Below are 16,079 nucleotides of genomic sequence, written 5' to 3'. Positions count from 1 at the left end.
AAACGGACCTCCATGCACCACCCCCTCGCCGCCGAGTACGTCCGCAGCCCCGCTCCGGCCGCCGGCACCGCCGTCTTCCTGCACGGACTGGGCGGCTGGACCCACAACTGGGCCCACCTGATCGACCTGCTGCGGACCTCGGCGCACTGCCTGGCCCTCGACCTCCCGGGCTTCGGAAGGTCGGCGCCCCCGCCCGACGGCGACGTCACCGTCGAACACCAGGCCGTAGCCGTGGCCGGCCACCTCGACCGCCACCTCGACCGCGACCGCGACCGTCACCCCGGCCATCACCCCGACCATCACCCCGACCGGAACGGGCACCGCCGCGTACACCTGGTCGGCAACTCGCTCGGCGGCCTGATCGCGCTGCGCCTCGCCGCCCAACGGCCCGACCTGGTCGCCACCTTGACCCTCATCTCGCCCGTGCTGCCGACGTTCCCGCCCGCCCCGGCCCTACGGGTGGCCCTGCTCGGCCTGCCGGGCGCGCCGCGACTGCACGCCCGCCTCCTGGCCGCCCAGAGCCCCGACCGCCAACTCGACGACCTCTACCGCCTGATCTACGCGAACCCCGCCCTCGTCGGCACCGAGCAACGGTCGGTGGAGGCACGCGAGCGCCGACGCCGCGCCGAACTGCCGTACGCGCAGGACATGCTGGCCGAGGGAGTGCGCTCGGTGGTCCGCGCGTCCCTTCGGCGGGGCGAGGCCTCGGCCTGGCACCTGGCCCGCCGCGTCACCGCCCCCACCCTGCTCGTGTACGGGCGGGACGACGCCCTCGTCCCCTTCCGTACGGCGCCCCGGGCCTACGCGGCCTTCCGCGACGCCCGCCTCCTCACCCTGCCCGGCGTCGGCCACGTCGCCATGCAGGAACGGCCGGCCCCCGTGGCCACGGCGATCCGCGCCCTGATCACCGAGGCGAGCCCGCGCGGCACCGTCACTGCGCCGGGATCGGGCGCACCGGGTGCTTGCTCAGGATCGACACGCGGTTGAAGGCGTTGATGGCGATCGCCACCCAGATGACCGCCGAGATCTGGTCGTCCGTCAGGACCTCGCGGGCGACACCGTAGGCGGCCTCCTGCGCGACGGCGTCCGACGGATCGGTGGTCACCTCCGCCAGGGCGAGCGCGGCCCGCTCCTGCGGCGTGAACAGTTCGGTGTCGCGCCACGCCGGCAGCGTGCCCAGGCGCTGCGCGGTGTCGCCGGCCTGAAGAGCGGCCCTGGTGTGCACATTGAGGCAGTAGGCACACCCGTTGATCTGGGACACCCGCAGATTGACCAGCTCCACCACCCTGCGGTCCAACCCGGCCTCCGCCGCCCCCGCCCCGGCCGCCTCGGCAGTCGCCCGCAACGCCCGGTAGGCCTGAGGGCTCTGCTTGTCGACGAACACCCGCCGCCGCACCGGGGCAACGGTCACATCGGTGGTCACATCACTCACGGGAACTCCTCTGACGGATCAGCAGATCAACGGATCACTCGTGGCCGGCATGTCACCACACCATCATAGTTGAAAGTGAAACCACTTTGGAAGGCGACCGTCCTGCGCGGCACCCCGCCACGAGTGGCGTCACCTGAACAGCATCGGCACACCACGTGCGACTGCCACCGCCACGTACCGCAGCTCACACCCCGAGACGCCCACGAGACCGAGTCGCCCTCGACCCCTCGCGGAAGCCAGTGCTCACGCCCTCGTGGGCGGGCCCGCCACCATGAGCGGACCTGCCTCCCGGCTGACCAGCAGGAACCCTGCCTGCCCCGGAGGTACCTGACCTCCAGGGGCGGCCAGAACGACGACTGTCCGCTCCGCCGCCGAGCACGACCGGCCCGGTCAGCACCATCAGGCAGTCATCGGACCAGGATCAGGCCGCAACTGTAGGCGCGGGCATGGCCGAAGCCATGGGCGAGGGCGGCCGTGAGTGCTTGTGGGTCCGTGACGCTCAGAGTTCCGCGGATCTCGGCCCGGCTGATGAGCAGGCCCCGGTGGGGGCCGTGGCTGGAGACCTTCGGCAGGATGCGGAGGGCCAGCCGTTCTATGTCGGAGTCGACGCCGAGCCGGACCACTCCGTCCGGGGCCACCGCCGGTTCGCCGACCGGCTGCAGGCGGCGGGCGAACCACGCCTTCACGTGTTCCGGGCGGGTGTGCGGCACCCGTACACTCCTTCCACCTCCGCCGCCTCCGGGGGCCGGCGGCCCGGCCGGTCGGCTGCTGACCGGATTGACGACCGTGCGGAAGTCGAGTCGGTCCCCGATGCGGAAGGTGCGGTCCACCACCAGACTGTGCGGCGGTTCGACCAGCGCCGCTCGGGGCAGGCCGCTCCAGTCGCCGGGGACGGCGGACTGTACGACCAGGGAGAGCCGGGCGGTGCTCAGGTCGACGGTCCAGCTGGACAGCACCTTCATCTGGGCGCGGGCGTCCCGGCTTCCGTCGTCGACCCAGCCGCGGAAGCCGCTCATGACGGTCCGGTGCATGTCTTGGGCATCGATCAGTGACTTGGCGGTATATGGGTGCCTGGCGTCCAACGTGATCAGGGTGTGTGTGGCGACGAATCTGGCCGCCTTGTTGGCGGGAACGGGCTCGGTTGTGCGCAGGGTGTTCACGGGATGATGTCCCATTCGGTGGCGTGCGGGGAGATGGTGATGCGGTGCCGGGACTCCCAGCGCTGCCGGTGGACGGGGCCGCTCGCGAGGAACCTCTCGGGCTGGTCGCGGACCGGCCCGACGCCCGGCAGCGGGTGCGGGCTCTCGATCCAGGCCCACCGGGTCTGGCTGACGTTCGGCGGCGGCTGCCCGTCGTCGGCTGCCGGGAGCAACGCCCGGGTTTCGAACACCTCCGGCAGGGTGCCCGAGGCGATGCCGACGAAGAGGTCGCCCGAGGGCGGGCAGGATTTGCGGCCCAGCCAGAGCAGGCGCTTCGGGTGCTCCAGTGCGTGGGCGATCCGTTCGAGGAGTGCGCGGTCGGAGTGCTGGAGGCCGACGAGGAAGGCCGCGTCGGACAGGTACCAGCGCTCGGTGATCATGGCGTGGCGGCTCACCTCACCTGCGACCAGCGCCCCGGAACGGGGGTCCGCCGCGATCCGCTTCGGTGCGCCGTACCAGGATGCCAGCGCGTGGCTGCCGAAGGATGCGGTCGTGCCCTCTCTCTGCTCCCCGAGCGCTTCCAGGGCCGAGGCCCGGCGGTGGTCCGTCACGAGGTCGCGGGGGCGGACGGGATACCTTCCGCCCCCGACGGTGTGGTAGTCCCGCATGGGCGTTCCGGGGCGGTCGGCGCGAACGCCGAAGAGGACGGACCCGAGTTCGTCGAGCGGATCCTCCCGGTCAAGGCCGAGGGCTGCCGCACACAGGCCGATCACTCCGGACTTGGTGGGCCGGGTGTGGGTGTCGCGCTGGGCGAACCGGCCTTTGATGCCCCAGGACTGCAGCGGCCCGGCCAACCTGATGAGCAGAACGTGCTGCGGTGCATCGGTCGTCGCGGTGGAGCCGGTCCTGGCAGTAGGACCGGTCGTGGCAGGGGCGTCGGTCACGGCGTGAGGTCCTCGATGGAGTCCACGACGTCCACGGCCCCGGTGGGGTCGACCGTCTCCAGGAGGTCCGCGATCTCCGGTGCGTAGGTGAGGACGCGTGCGGACCGCAGGTCGCCGCGGCGCTTGCTGACGAAGAGGTGGTGCCGCATCAGACGGCGGACCGCCGCCTGGCCGGCCGGGCCCTCGCCGCCGCTGCTCTCGGGGTTCTCGTCCACGGGGTTCTGGAAGGCCGCAGCGTAGTTGTACGGGCGCTCGCCCTCGAAGGCGAGCACGAGTGCCGGCAGCGAGCCGGTGGAGGCGGTGGAGTTCTTCTTCGCCTCCGGGACGGCCTCGACGAAGGCGTTGACGAACTCCGCCTCGGCGGCGGTCGCCGCTTCCTCCGCTTCCTCCGTCTCCATTCCGGCCTGCTGGAGGTTGGCGCGAAGCTGTCGGCGGTCCAGGACGGCGTGCCGGTAGAAGGTCCCGGAGATCAGCGACTGGTACCCGGTCATGCCCGCGCCCGCGTCGTCCGCCGTGTCGAGGAAGCTGAGGGCGTTGCGCTTACGGTCGAGCTTCGCGTCGTCGGCCGCCGCGTAGAAGTCCTCGATCTGCTCTGCGGCGTGCACGGTGAAGGCATGGCCGGTCTGCACCGCCCCGTCGACATTGGGCGAGTCGGCGATTTCGGCGAGGAAGCGCCCGTAGAGGGCGATGTCCACAGCGTCACGGGGCGCGATGGCGAGCAGAACGGCGTTGCGCGTGCTCTTGGGGAGAGGGGGGAGGCCTGTGGTGCCGGACTCTGTGGCTGCCTGCGCGTCGTCGTTCTCCTGCTCCTCAGCGTTCTTCGCCGCACCGCGGCGGGGTTTCTTCGAGGCCTTCTGCTGGCCGGCGAGGTAGCTGTCGCGCCACGGCCGGATCTCGTCGGCGTTCTCGGCGATGTGCCGGGCGATCCTGGTGCCTGCGTCGGCGGGCGCGAAGACCAGCACCTTGGTCAGATTGGCCACCGTCTTCTTGGCCGGGTCGCCGAACTTCAAGCCGCTCGCCTCGATCACCGCGCGCGCCGTGATCAGGGCCTCCTCCTTCTCCCAGCCGTTCCCGGACGACAGTTCGGCCGCCGCGAGGAGTGCCCACTCCCTTGTCCGGGTGCCCATGCTCCGGCCCTTGAGGGCGCCGATGCCGGCATTGGCCCGGTTGCGGGCGTAGACGCGCTCGGCGCGTCGCCGGGCCTGGCTGGTGATCATGTGCCGTTCGAACCCGCCGTACACGAGGGACTTGGGCTGACCGTTCTCGTCCCTGACCGGGAGCACGGCGACGAGCGTCTCCAGGAGGTGGAGCGAGAGGAACGGGCTTCGAGCGTCTGCGGTCACGCGGTCGCGTCCTTATGGTCGGTCGGGATCGTGTACGTGTCGTGCTTGGGCTACTGGTCCGACGTACCGGGCCTGTTGGTCCTGCTCGGCCTCGGCCTACCGGCTCTGCGGCGAACTGCCGGACGGCCGGCTCCGGTGGACCGGGGCATGGAAGTCGACCGACCACTGGTAGGCGATGCGGGCCTTGCGGTCGTTCCAGAGGATCAGGTCCTCGGTGAGCCGGGTCCAGGAGGGCGGGAGCTGGTCACAGGACCGGAGCCGGACGATGGTGTGCTGCAGGTGCCGCCACGGCACCCTCCGGCTGACGACCACCCGGTCCACGAGCCGCTGCGCGCCCGGGTCGCCCGGGCCCCGTCCTACGCTGTCACCGATGCGCGCCGCCGCCGAACCGAGACTCCCGTAGCCGTAGGCGGGCGTCGGACGGCCCTGGTGGTAGAGCGCGAAGAGGAAGGCCATCCGCTCGAACAGGTCGCGGTGGTTCTCCCCGCCGTACCAACCGGCCCGGATGTGTGCGTTCGTCCGGCCCCTGGCCCGGCGCAGGTTGGCCAGGGTGCCGTACTCGCGGTTGCGCACCAGGGTGGTGAGCCAGGCAACCAGTGCGGCACTGTCGTGCGGGAAGGCGTCCTCGACGGGGTACCCGTCTCGGGAGCTGTCCTCAGTCATGGGCGGTCTCCCCCCGGAGTTCGGCCGGGGCCTTCGGATGGCTGATGTCGTCCTCGAAACGCTTCAGGGCGTCCGCCCTGGCCTGGAAGCCCCGCTCGTTGGGCGGGAGGGTGTCGAGGCGGTAGACGAGGTGGGTACGGGCCAGACCGGTGAGGGTCTGCGTGTACTCCAGGAGCAGGGGCGCGACCGGATCTCCCGGGTTGTCGTACCCCTCATCGATCACTGCCTCCAGCAACTGGTCGAAGGGCTTGGCAGCCTCGGGCCAGAACATCCACCGCGCGTCGAACCGGGACATCTGGCGGGCCTCGTCGGCCGGCCGCGCCACCGAGTGGACCTTCTCCGAGGCGAGGATCGCCGCCCGTTTGAGACTCCACGCCAGGTACTCGGCGATGCGCGAGCCCCGCCGGGACGCACGGTAGAGCTGCACCTCCATCGCTGGGGCGTAAGGGAAGTAGCCGTCCGTCCAGGAGACCGGCAGCGTCTTGTTGGAGACGAGGCCGACAGCCCACAAGTGGTAGGGCGCGCCCCGGCGATCCCGCTTGTGCGGCAGCGAGCGCAGTCGCGCGTAGAGACCGGGCTGCGCGTCCTTCACCGCGCTGTACAGGGCGTGCGCCTCCTGCCAGAGCGCGCGCGTGGGCGACGGCCACAGGGGCTTGACCTCTCCGCCCGCGGTCCGGCTGAACACGGCGTCCTGCATGTGCTTTTCCGGGTCGAGTTCGAGGACCTCGCCGGCTCCGATCAACACGCGGTCGACGACGATCGCGCCGTCCGCATCGCGCTTCGGTCGCAACAGGACGGAGCGGCCGAGCGCGCTGTGCAGGTCGGCAGGGCTCTCCGGCACCCGCGGGCGGGCCCGCACAGCGAAGTTCCGGCGGCTCACCGAACCACTGGTCCAGGAGGTGTTGAGCCGGCCCGGGTCTCCCTCGGGCGGATAGAGGTTGAGCCGCAAGGTCTCGCCGAACGTACGGCCGAGGGGAACGACCCGAATCCGTCCCTGCAACCGCCCGGTGGACAAGTTGGTGACGGTGGGTCCGAGAATCCTGCCGGTGATCCTCGCCCTGCCGTACGTGCCGTACACGTGCTGGGCGAGCATGGCCCGGAACGCGTCAGCCGCCGGCAGCGGCTCGCCGTCCTCGAGGTGGTGGTGGTCGAAGAACTGGTTGTAGTCACCGGCCCGCTCGATGACCAACTGCGCGGTCCCCGTGCCGCTCTCGTCGAAGGAGGGGTCCAGAAGGGAGTTCTGGCCGAGGGGCGTCTCGGGGTGGAACAGGTCCCAGTGCTCGTCCGGCTCACCGGCCAGCCACTCGGCTGCGGAGCGGAGGCTGCGTTCGTCACGGATCCACTCCCGCCACTGCTCGGGCGTGCTCGGACAGGTACCGGAAGCGAAGCAGATGGCCATGACGAACTCGATGACGGCAACGGTCTCGCCCGGGGTCGGACAGTCGATTGTCGTCAAACTATCGGCCTGGTCGAGGATTTCACACAAGGAGAGCGGAACGCTGGAGCCTTCGGGCGTTATGACGGGAATGCACGGCTCTCGCCGCGGATCCCAGCTGAGGCGCTGCCCAACCGGGGCCGAAGGCTGTGTTCGCGGCAAGGCCCTGCCCATCACTTCATATGATCGCTGTTTTCTGGCAAGGGAGTTGGGACTCCCAGGCAGAGCCCGACGCTAGCACCCGGGATCGGATCGTGTAGCTCGATCGACCGGATTGCCCCGCCATCCCAGTCCGGGACGACGGGGCACCGGACAGCCCCGCACACGCGGGGAAAGCGACCCGGCAAACGCTCGCTGCCGTCGACGGTCCATGCCCGCTGCACGCGGGGGTATCTCTTCCGTGATGCTGACAGGGCTCCATCACATCACCACCCCCGAGAAAGGGGCAGAAGACGCGCCATAGACTGAGGCGCCGCCGATTCTCTCGGCTGCCCAGCCTGCTCGATGACCGGAGATCGCTGCACTCCGTTCCGGGTCCCGCTCCGCGCGAACGAGGCGGGACCCTACAGCCGGCTGGAAGGGCCGTTCTCGGAGCCTAAGCTGCTCCGAGAACGGCTCGGAGGAAGTCCACCAACTGGACCGTCGTTGCCGCTGCAACCGATGCGAGCCAAAGCAGCACCAGCTCACTCAACCAACCACGTTTCCCCACAGGCATCTCAGGTCCTTTCATCTCCGTGATGTCGGTCCCAGCGACTGGGGCCGACATCACCGCGATGGCGGCCCCACGCCTGGTACGCCAGCGATTTTCTCAGAGATTGACTGCTTCGGAGCGCATACGGAGTCACTCTGCGTGTCGCTTCGGCGGCAGACGTCTCGCTGCTGTCGAGTTGCCCGCCCACCGCAGTCGGCACCTCGCCGGGACGTAGCGCGCGGCGGGCGCCCGCCGCTCACCACGGGCGCCCGCTCACCGGGACTGGCGGCGCCTGGAGAGAATGGCCAGAGTGGAACGGGCATCACGGCGGCGGTCCGGGGTCCGGGCCAGGACCGAGGCGAGGGCCACGATCGCGAGGACGACCCCGTACAGCAGGCCGGCTCCTGCGGCCAGCACGGCAGCCGCAGTTGCATCCTGGGTCAGCATGGAAAGCACAGTCATGGGGAGATCCTTCTGTCGGAGGCCTGCGGCCCGCGGTCGATGAGCCGAGCATCTGACGGCGTCCCGGTGCGCATCCACGTCCTGGCGGGATATCCGCTGGTCAGGGGCCTTTATTCACCGACGCGGGAGCAGAAATGGTCAGAAGTACGGCGCCCGGGACGGCACGCAGGAACCTCGGGGTGATGCTGCAGGAGTTGATCAAGGCTCGCGGCATCAGTCGCCGAGGTGCTGCACGACTCGTCTCGAACGGCGCGCTACGGGAATCGACCCTCCGACTCTGGTGCCGCGGCGAGTCCGCTCCTCACGCAACGGACCTGTTCTGGAACCTGGTCGAACAATTGGAGGGCCAGGACAGCCAACGCCTCCATCCCCGCGAGGAATGGGAAGCCGCTCTCCATGCCGCGCAAGGAGAGACGACCAGGGGCCGGCGCGAATGGAGAGCCGACTCGGAGAAGCGCGGCAGGAAGCGCGAGCACGCCGCGATGAATGCCTTCGTCCGTGATCGGGATCCGCAGGCGGCCTCGTACCTGTGGTGGCACGCACAGCTTCCCGTAGGAAAGACGGCACTGCTCACCGACTACGCGAGGCAGCCACCGCAGGACGCCGACCTCCTGCTCTGTGTCCTGTCCGAGAAGCACGGGACGAACACCCGTACCGAATTCATCGATGACCTGCGCCGACAACTCCAGGTGCCCGAGCCCCGGAGGAAGCCGTCCGCCGAGGCGGAGTTCCTGCGCCTGCTCACCAAGGCCGCGGGGCGAAGCCGAAGGCAGAAGCGGCAACTCCTCCTTGTGGTGGACGGCTTGGACGAGGACCGCGCCTGGCCGACGACTGGAGCGCCTGGTGGGACCGGGGTGGCGAGCATCGCCGCACTTCTCCCGGCCGCTCCTGCGGCGAACGTACGCATCATCGTCTCCAGTCGGCGCAGCGGGCCGCTGCCCGCCGACGTCCCCGAGGGGCATCCGCTGCGCGAGCGCGAGTGCCTTCGCCCACTCACCGCGGGCGACTGGAGCCACGATGTCGAACAGGCTGGCTTCGCGGACCTGGAGCGGCTGCGCACAACCGACCTGGGCCGGGCCGTCACCGATCTGCTCGCCGTCACGGACAGCGGGGGCGGGCTGCGAGCGGCCGACCTCGCGGAGCTGACCGGGGCCTCCGTCGAGGACGTGAACGGCCTGCTGCACAGCAGGGAGCAGCGCTGCATCGTCTCGAACGAGGAATCGGCCGGGGTCCACCTGCTGAGCCACCCCGGCATGCCGCACGCCATCCGGCGGGAGTGGGACCAGGCCACCGTCGAGCGCTGCACCCGTCGGCTGCACGCCTGGGCGGCGCGCTGGCGCGAGGCCGGCTGGCCCGAGGGCTCTCCGACGTATCTGCTGACCGAGTATCCGCAGTTACTGGACACTGCGGGTGAGCGCGGACGGGTCCTGCTCGACCCACTGCGACAGCTTCGGGTCGCGGACGCACTGGGACCTCAGGTCATGCTCGACCAACTACGGCTTCTCAAATCCGAGTTCAAGGCGGTCGAGGTGTCGGATCCTGAACAGCAGGAAGCCGAGACCGCCGTCCGGCTGGCTGCGGCACTGGACCTCGTGCAGCGCCGGGTCGGACCGGTCCCGCCTCGGGCACCCGTGCTCCTCGTGCAGTTGGGGAGCGTCGCCCGCGCCTGCACCGTGGCCCGCTCGGAGCCGGAACTCGTTCTGCGGGCCGCCCGGTTGGCCGAGGTTGCCGTCGAAGCGGCACGCGCCTCGCACCCCGATGCCACCGCAATCGCGCGCGAGGCGGCCGACTGCTTGGTCCGCGCGGGCCGGTTCACTCCGCGCGCCGGTGGCTTCTTCGAGGACGCCTGTGCGGAAGTGGCCGAGGCAGCGGGCGCGTTGGACACACTCGGCAGGAGGGATGGGGCAAAAGCGCTGTTCCGGGCCGTGGTGCTCAGCGACGCGGCCGCCATGGACGCACTCGTCGAAGGAGCGGTCCTCCTCTCCGCTGACGGCCCCGAGCGCTTCGTGGAAGCCCTGGAGGAGCACGCGGAGGAGCTGAGCGAGGTCGATCCTCGGGCCCAGGCCATCGCCGTGGACATCTGGGCGACCATCGCCCGCGCCTCCAGCTCCCGCAACATCGCGAACCTGGACCGTATCGAACGCCTCTGCAAGGCCATCGACCTGTCCGACGGGCTGATCGTGGTGGACACTCTCGCGCTCGCGGCCCAGGCCTTGGCGACCATGGGCCGCCGGTCGAAGGCCTGGGACGTGCTCAAGATCGCGCGGGACCGTCTGCACACCGCCCTGGTCAGGCTGGACTCCCCAGCCGACCGGGCCCACCGGGCACGCGAGTTCTCCGGCACGATGGACCGTGTGGTCCGCGCCGAGACCGCGGCCGGCACCGGCCTTAAACCTCACCTGGACGCCAAGCTGCTGGTGGCTGCCCTCAGCCAGGGAGTTCGCACAGGCGTTCTCGGCGACGACCAACTGGAGCGGGCGGAGGCCTTTCTCTCAGCAGTCGACGAACAGGTGGCAGCAGAGCACGCCGCCCATCTCGCGGCGAAGGAGGAGCGGCGACGGGCCCACCGGAGGGAGGTCGACGCGAGCGCGAAGGCCCTGACGAAGGAACGGAAAGCCAAACGGAACCGCGCCCAGGCTCCCCCGACCCGAAGTGCACGGCGTCGTGTCCGGACGGACGAAGAACCCTCACCGTCTACCGCCCCGGGCCGAAGCCCGGCGCTCGGGAACCACGAGCCCCTCGTCGGTCCGGTCACCCGGCTCCGGTACGCGGAGCAGCTGGTGCACTGCGGCAACCTCGAGCTCGGGCGCGAACAGTTGGAGGCCGCTGTCCGCTCCTCGCTCCCCGACGCGCCGATCGCTCTGAGCGCCGGCTCGGCCGAGGAGTTGGTCCGGGCGCTCGGTATGACCGGTGAATTCGGACAGGCCGAACAGCTGATCAGCATCTCGACGGAACCAGGCGACCGCGCCCGGCACTTGGCCGCGCTGTCCATGGGGTGCTCACTCGGCGGTCGCTCACCGGAGGCGGTTGCGTACGCCCACGAGGCCGCCCGGCTCATCCCTCGCACGCCGCACTTCGCCGTGCGAGGAGCCGTCGCGCAGGCCCTGGCCCATGCAGGGGACGCGGAGGCGGCGGTGGCGGTGGCCCGGATGGAGGAGTCGGCAGACGCCGAGGCTTCTTCTTCCGTACGGGGCAGGAGGGCTCGACGCACGCTGGTTCTCGTCGCCGCCGGCCTGGCACGGCATGATCCGGAACGTGCCGCTGAACTGATCGGACCAGCGGTCCAACTGGTACGGCGGCGCATCGTCGCCGGCCGCCCGGTCGGCCAACTTCCGGCGCTGGCAGAACTGCTGCTCGCACTCCCCGATCCGACGCGACCGGATCCGGAGCTCAGCGAAGCGATCCGGCTCGCCGCGGAGTTCACGAACAGGCCTCGACAAACCTGGGACCGGGAGGAGACGACGCTCCTGGCCCTGCTGCGGCGGCTCGGCTGCGCGCCCTCACCGGGACGCGCCGCGGGTGAGCTGGAGGAGTGGCTGCGCTCCCTGCGACCCGAACGGGCTCCCCATGCTGAGCTCGCCCTGCTCGGCTCCCTGGACGGCGATGCTGCCAACGCCCTGCGCACCGCGAACGCAGCACCGACACCGACGGCGCGTGCCGCTGCGCTGGCTGCTGCCGCCCACATCCTGGCGGCGGCGCCCGCAGTCCTGTCCGTCGAGGAGTCCGAGGACAGCACTGTTCAGCTCTGCCTCGCGCTCGCTCATGCGGGAGGCCGCCCCGACCGCACCGACGCCGACAGGGCTGCAGCCCGGGGCCTCCTCCGGGAACTGCTCGCCGACGGGAGTTGGACGCGGGCGATCCCGTTGCTGCCGTTGCTGGTTCCCGAGGCTCTGCACCCCCTGAGCGAACTGGTCGCCGCGCACATCAGCGGCCGCACAAGCACCTGACGGAGGCGGTCACGCCTCACCTGTCGTTGATCACCCGTGGGCGAGCCGACGGAACCCGTCAGCCGTTCAGCCAGCCGGACGCGTCGAATTGGGCCAAGCCCCTGTGGTCGGCCAGGACATCGAAGTGGCGGTGCCGGCCCCACAGTCCCCGGTCGCCGATGACGAGCAGTCGTCTCCGGGCCCTGCTCACTGCGACGTTGAGGAGGTTGGGGCTGGCAGCCGCCCAGTCGCGGGCTCCGTTCTGGGATGCCACGGTACCCAGCAGCAGGATGACCACGTCCGCCTCCTTGCCCTGGGTGGTGTGCACCGTGCCGACCCGCTTGGCGGGAAGCCGGTTTCCGGCCGTCCGGCGCGCCTCGGCGACCACCTCACGGAACGGGCTCACCACGAACACGGACTTGCCGAGTCGCTCGCGCACCTCGGCGGCCGTCGTGGTGCTGAGGTCCACCGGCTGCCGGCCCTCTCGTAGTGCGGACTCCAACTCCTCCTGCTCGATCTGCGCGCGCAGCCGCTCCCCGAGGAGATCCAGCACCCTGCCCAGCACGAGCCCCTGCTGAGCCACCCACTTGCCGTCGGACTCGCCCCCGACAACGTCCAGCCAGACGCTGCGGTCGGCGATCGGATAGGGCGCTCGCTCACCCGTGCCGAACACCATCAACCCGTCGTAGGCAATACGGTTGCTGATCTCGAACATCGGATTGTCGCAACGGCGGTGCACCCGGAGCGGTGACCCCACCCACACCTCCGTCTCGCCGTCGGGGAGTTGGGCCGGGAGCCAGGTGCCGCACCGGGCGAGGCGGTCGGCGACCCGCTGGACCGAGGTGCGACCGGGCGCCCACTCCTGCGCCACTCCGTAGTGGGTGCGAAGCCGCTGCTGTGCCGTCCACGGCACCGTCACGACAGGTTCGAGCTGCAACGGGTCGCCGACGACGACCGCCCGGCGGGCCCGCCAGAGTGCGCCGACCGCCTGCTGTGGGGTGGCCTGCCCCGCCTCATCGATGAACAGCCAGCCCAGGGCCTCGGAGCCAAGGCCCGCGAAGAGGCGGTCCAGCGAGGCGAAGGTCGTCGACACCACCGGCACGACCAGGAACAACAGTTGCCAGGCGGCCCGGACGGTTTCCGGCGGCAGGTCCTTCGGGGCGTCGCCGCCCACCACTTCCATCACCGCCTGAAAGCTGGTGAGCAGGCGCTTCGCCTCCGCCGCGAGGAAGGCCCTGTGCAGATCCAGCGCGGCGAGGAACACTCGGGTGCGGGCGGCGCTGAACTCCTCGTCCATCCAGGGGGCGGACATCTCCCGCCGGCCATCGGCCTGCGGGTCTCCGGGGAGTGCGGCCCAGTCCTCGGCCGGCACGTGTGCGCGCCACCGTCGCGTCGCATCGGAGACCTTGCGGGCGGCGATGTCGGCGGTGGTCCGAGCCGTGGCGGCTGCCTGCTCGGCAGCGGTGACGGCCTGTTCCGCGCGGCGCAGGCCGTCCAGTCGGCTCGCGCGCGAGCGCTGCGCCGCGGCCTCGGCGGCAGCGGCCTCCTTGCCGGCGGCTCGTGCGCCGGCGAGGAGCTCGCCGAGTCGGCCGAGCGCGGTCTCCGATGCCTCCCATGCTGTTTCGGCCTGAGCCAGAGCACTCACCAGCGGTTCCCGCCCACGCAGCCACCTCTCCTCCGCATCTGAGGAGAGCCAGGCGCGTAGCCGGCGAGGACGCTGCCGCGCGTCGTACGAGCGCAGGTCGTCGAGCCGCGACTGGCACACTCCGCGGCGCAGCTCCACGGTGGCCTGGGCCTCGGCCAACGTCGTGGACACCTGGTGCTCGGTCTGCTGCGTGGCCGCCAGCCGTTCAGTCGCGCTCTGCGCCGCGGCGTGCGCGTCGGCCAGTGCGCGCTCGGCCGGGGCCTTGTTCGCCCGGGCCGCTGCCACAGCGGCTTCGGCACCCCGTAGCTGTCGCGCCAGGAGCTCCCGGCTGTCGCGTGCGGCGGCCGCGGCCTCCCTGGTCGCGGCCAGTTCCTGGACGGCCTGGCGCGCCTGGGTGAAGCGGCGCACCGCCAGCGGCCAGGGCTCGCCCAGCGCGGCGGTGGCCGGCGCGTCCGGTGCATCTGGGGCACCTGGCACGCGGCTGCCACCGAGCGGGTTCCGATCCGGGCCAGGTCTGGCGTCGCCGTTCAACTCCTTCTGCCGGAGCAGGAGATCACGCAGACCCCGGCCGGTGGACACGGCTTGTCGGCGGCTCTGTCCGGGGCGTCGCGGGTCGGCCGTCTCCTGCATCTCCTTGCCCCACCAGAAGCGGCTGACGAACTGGGAGCGGTTCGCGCGATTGCCGAGAGGTGCCGCGACCGCTCCCCACGCGTCCGCGCCGCCCAGCAGCAGCCTGCCCTGTGCTGAGAGGTAGTCGGCCTCCTCGCACCACTCCTCGGCTACCGCGGCTGCGGACGGGATCTCGGTCGTCACGTTCTCGACCGCGCCGTTGTTGGCGGACGCGATGACGATCTCGTAGCCCGTCAGCTCCTCCCGCAGCCCGTGAAGCCTCCGGTTCCACTGGCCGGAACTCCAGGTGTGGACCTTGCCGAACGCGTCCGCCGGAGAGACCAACGCCGCCAGCCGCTCAGCACGTTGCACCACCAAGGCGGCGATCAGGTCCCGGAGCATGGTGGTCTTGCCCGTGCCGGGCGGCCCGTTGACCGCGTAGAGGCCGCTGCCCCCGGCGCCACCCAGCTCTGCCAACGCGCTGTTCACCGCGAACTGCTGGCTGAGGACCAGGGGTTGGTCACTCCTGCCGGGCCACCGGCCGAGCGGGGCGGCTGTCGGACGGACACCGTCCAGCAGGATCTGCGGCTGTTGCCGCACGTCGGTCCGGCGGCCGGAGTCCAGAGTTGCGGTGGGCCGCAGATACTCCTCCAGCGCCCGTCCCGACCTGCCCTCCGCGAGCGCCGCAGTCACCTGTTCCAGGTCCGCGGCGATGAAACTGTTGAGGAAGTCGGACTGGTCGCTCTCCGCGCTCTGCGACTCCCGGACGGTGTAGCTCTTCACCCGCACGGCGTCCGGCCGCAGCGCCTCCGCGATCCCGAGCTGCTCGGCGACCCAGCGGGTGACGGCCGCGAGGTCCCTGACATCAAGCGGTTTCAGGCCCAACGGAACGGGGAGATCGCTCGTCGGGTCCGACTCCTGGGCTTCTTCCGCCGCCTCCGCGTCGTCCCCGGAATGCAGAGCGTCGGAATCGGCACCACCCGCGGGGTGCAGGGCGCCGTCGAGGGCTCCCTCCACCCGCTGGGTCACGTGATCGCTCACCCGGCTGCTGACCCGGTCCGCGAGCGAGTCCGCCGCCGATCCGGTCAGCGTCTCGGCGACCGCCTGGGTGATCGAGCCCAGCGCGGCACCCGCCACGGTGCCCACCGTCGAGGCGATCCCGCCGACGGCCGCGCCGAGCACGACATCGACCGCCACACCCGCGATCGCACCGAGCGCCGATCCGGGTCCGGAGGGCGCGCCGCCCGCTCCTCGCCGCTGTTCCACCACCGGGAGCCGACCGTCGCCCAGCTCCAGGAGGGTGGAGACGCACAGCTCCGAGTCCTTCTCGAAGCCGTCGAGCCAGGCCGGGTCCGCCGGCCCCGGGCGCAGGGCCCGGCCCACCGCCCACGCGCACGACGAGATCGTCACGCTGTCCTTGAGCAGCAGCCCCTGGTCGTTGACCGAGAAGCAGAGCACCGCGCTCTGGCCGCCCAAACGGCCGTCGAAGTCCTCGGTGGGCCCGTCGGTGCCGAACACGCCGAGCAGCGTGTCACGCAGTGCGGTGAGTTCAAACACGCCCGCGTACACCGTGTGCTGCCAAGATCGCCCGCGGCCCGGCGAGCGCCGGCGGAGCCGGTGGTCCGGCTCCCACGGCAGCGGTCGGCCGTCCCAGACCGGATAGACGTCCTTCGACGGATCCACCCCGTCGACCTTCTGCGGGCTGAACAACTCCACAGCCCGCCAGTACCGGACGATCGCAGCCCTGCGCCCACGCTCTCCACCGGCCATCCCCACGCCCCCTCATGCCA

10 protein-coding genes are annotated in these 16,079 nt (G+C 71.0%); 2 read left to right on the top strand and 8 right to left on the bottom strand.

Annotated features, from left to right (window positions below; genetic code table 11):
* The first annotated feature begins 12 nt into the window (after nucleotides 1–12).
* Nucleotides 13–987: an alpha/beta fold hydrolase gene (locus ACFWPT_RS02760; protein WP_380478976.1), complete on the top strand. Its 975-nt coding sequence runs from the start codon at nucleotides 13–15 to the stop codon at nucleotides 985–987.
* Here the strand turns inward: ACFWPT_RS02760 and ACFWPT_RS02755 are convergent.
* From ACFWPT_RS02755 to ACFWPT_RS02725, 7 genes are all read right to left on the bottom strand, one after another.
* Entirely contained in the window at nucleotides 932–1,432 is a 501-nt protein-coding gene (locus ACFWPT_RS02755) for a carboxymuconolactone decarboxylase family protein (protein WP_380478974.1), read from the bottom strand. The genes ACFWPT_RS02760 and ACFWPT_RS02755 overlap by 56 nt on opposite strands.
* 407 nt (nucleotides 1,433–1,839) lie before the next feature.
* Nucleotides 1,840–2,607, bottom strand: a complete 768-nt coding sequence (locus ACFWPT_RS02750; RefSeq protein ID WP_380478972.1) for a type I-E CRISPR-associated protein Cas6/Cse3/CasE — start codon at nucleotides 2,605–2,607, stop codon at nucleotides 1,840–1,842.
* A complete protein-coding gene (cas5e, locus tag ACFWPT_RS02745; RefSeq protein ID WP_380478970.1) occupies nucleotides 2,589–3,515 on the bottom strand; it encodes a type I-E CRISPR-associated protein Cas5/CasD in 927 nt (308 codons plus the stop codon). The genes ACFWPT_RS02750 and cas5e overlap by 19 nt, the downstream gene beginning before the upstream one ends.
* Complete coding sequence (locus tag ACFWPT_RS02740; RefSeq protein ID WP_063352463.1) at nucleotides 3,512–4,858, bottom strand: type I-E CRISPR-associated protein Cas7/Cse4/CasC; 1,347 nt, start codon at nucleotides 4,856–4,858, stop codon at nucleotides 3,512–3,514. The genes cas5e and ACFWPT_RS02740 overlap by 4 nt, the downstream gene beginning before the upstream one ends.
* A gap of 96 nt (nucleotides 4,859–4,954) precedes the next feature.
* Nucleotides 4,955–5,521 carry a type I-E CRISPR-associated protein Cse2/CasB gene (gene casB, locus ACFWPT_RS02735; protein ID WP_380478968.1) on the bottom strand — a complete coding sequence of 189 codons (567 nt, stop codon included), beginning with the start codon at nucleotides 5,519–5,521 and terminating at the stop codon, nucleotides 4,955–4,957.
* Nucleotides 5,514–7,130 (bottom strand): type I-E CRISPR-associated protein Cse1/CasA, encoded by a 1,617-nt coding sequence (locus ACFWPT_RS02730; RefSeq protein WP_380478966.1) that lies wholly within the window; start codon nucleotides 7,128–7,130, stop codon nucleotides 5,514–5,516. The genes casB and ACFWPT_RS02730 overlap by 8 nt, the downstream gene beginning before the upstream one ends.
* 790 nt (nucleotides 7,131–7,920) lie before the next feature.
* The gene (locus ACFWPT_RS02725) at nucleotides 7,921–8,109 is read right to left on the bottom strand and encodes a hypothetical protein (protein WP_380478964.1); all 189 of its coding nucleotides are present in this window, start codon (nucleotides 8,107–8,109) and stop codon (nucleotides 7,921–7,923) included.
* Between the two features lie 179 nt (nucleotides 8,110–8,288).
* Between ACFWPT_RS02725 and ACFWPT_RS02720 the strand changes: the two genes are divergently transcribed.
* Nucleotides 8,289–12,056: a hypothetical protein gene (locus tag ACFWPT_RS02720; RefSeq protein ID WP_380478962.1), complete on the top strand. Its 3,768-nt coding sequence runs from the start codon at nucleotides 8,289–8,291 to the stop codon at nucleotides 12,054–12,056.
* 58 nt (nucleotides 12,057–12,114) lie between these two features.
* On the opposite strand, the gene ACFWPT_RS02715 is transcribed toward ACFWPT_RS02720, so the two are convergent.
* Nucleotides 12,115–16,005 (bottom strand): AAA domain-containing protein, encoded by a 3,891-nt coding sequence (locus tag ACFWPT_RS02715; RefSeq protein WP_380478960.1) that lies wholly within the window; start codon nucleotides 16,003–16,005, stop codon nucleotides 12,115–12,117.
* Between the last annotated feature and the right edge of the window lie 74 nt (nucleotides 16,006–16,079).

Origin of the sequence: Kitasatospora sp. NPDC058478, assembly GCF_042720345.1 — a bacterium.
Classification (GTDB): Bacteria; Actinomycetota; Actinomycetes; order Streptomycetales; family Streptomycetaceae; genus Kitasatospora.
Note: the sequence above shows the minus strand (reverse complement) of the source record. Positions and strands in the feature narration are given on the sequence as shown.

Coding starts and splice junctions, on each gene's coding strand:
- casB (WP_380478968.1), bottom strand. CDS start 5,521: ATGACTGAGGACAGCTCCCGAGACGGGTACCCCGTCGAGGACGCCTTC.
- ACFWPT_RS02730 (WP_380478966.1), bottom strand. CDS start 7,130: ATGGGCAGGGCCTTGCCGCGAACACAGCCTTCGGCCCCGGTTGGGCAG.
- ACFWPT_RS02750 (WP_380478972.1), bottom strand. CDS start 2,607: ATGGGACATCATCCCGTGAACACCCTGCGCACAACCGAGCCCGTTCCC.
- ACFWPT_RS02760 (WP_380478976.1), top strand. CDS start 13: ATGCACCACCCCCTCGCCGCCGAGTACGTCCGCAGCCCCGCTCCGGCC.
- ACFWPT_RS02725 (WP_380478964.1), bottom strand. CDS start 8,109: ATGACTGTGCTTTCCATGCTGACCCAGGATGCAACTGCGGCTGCCGTG.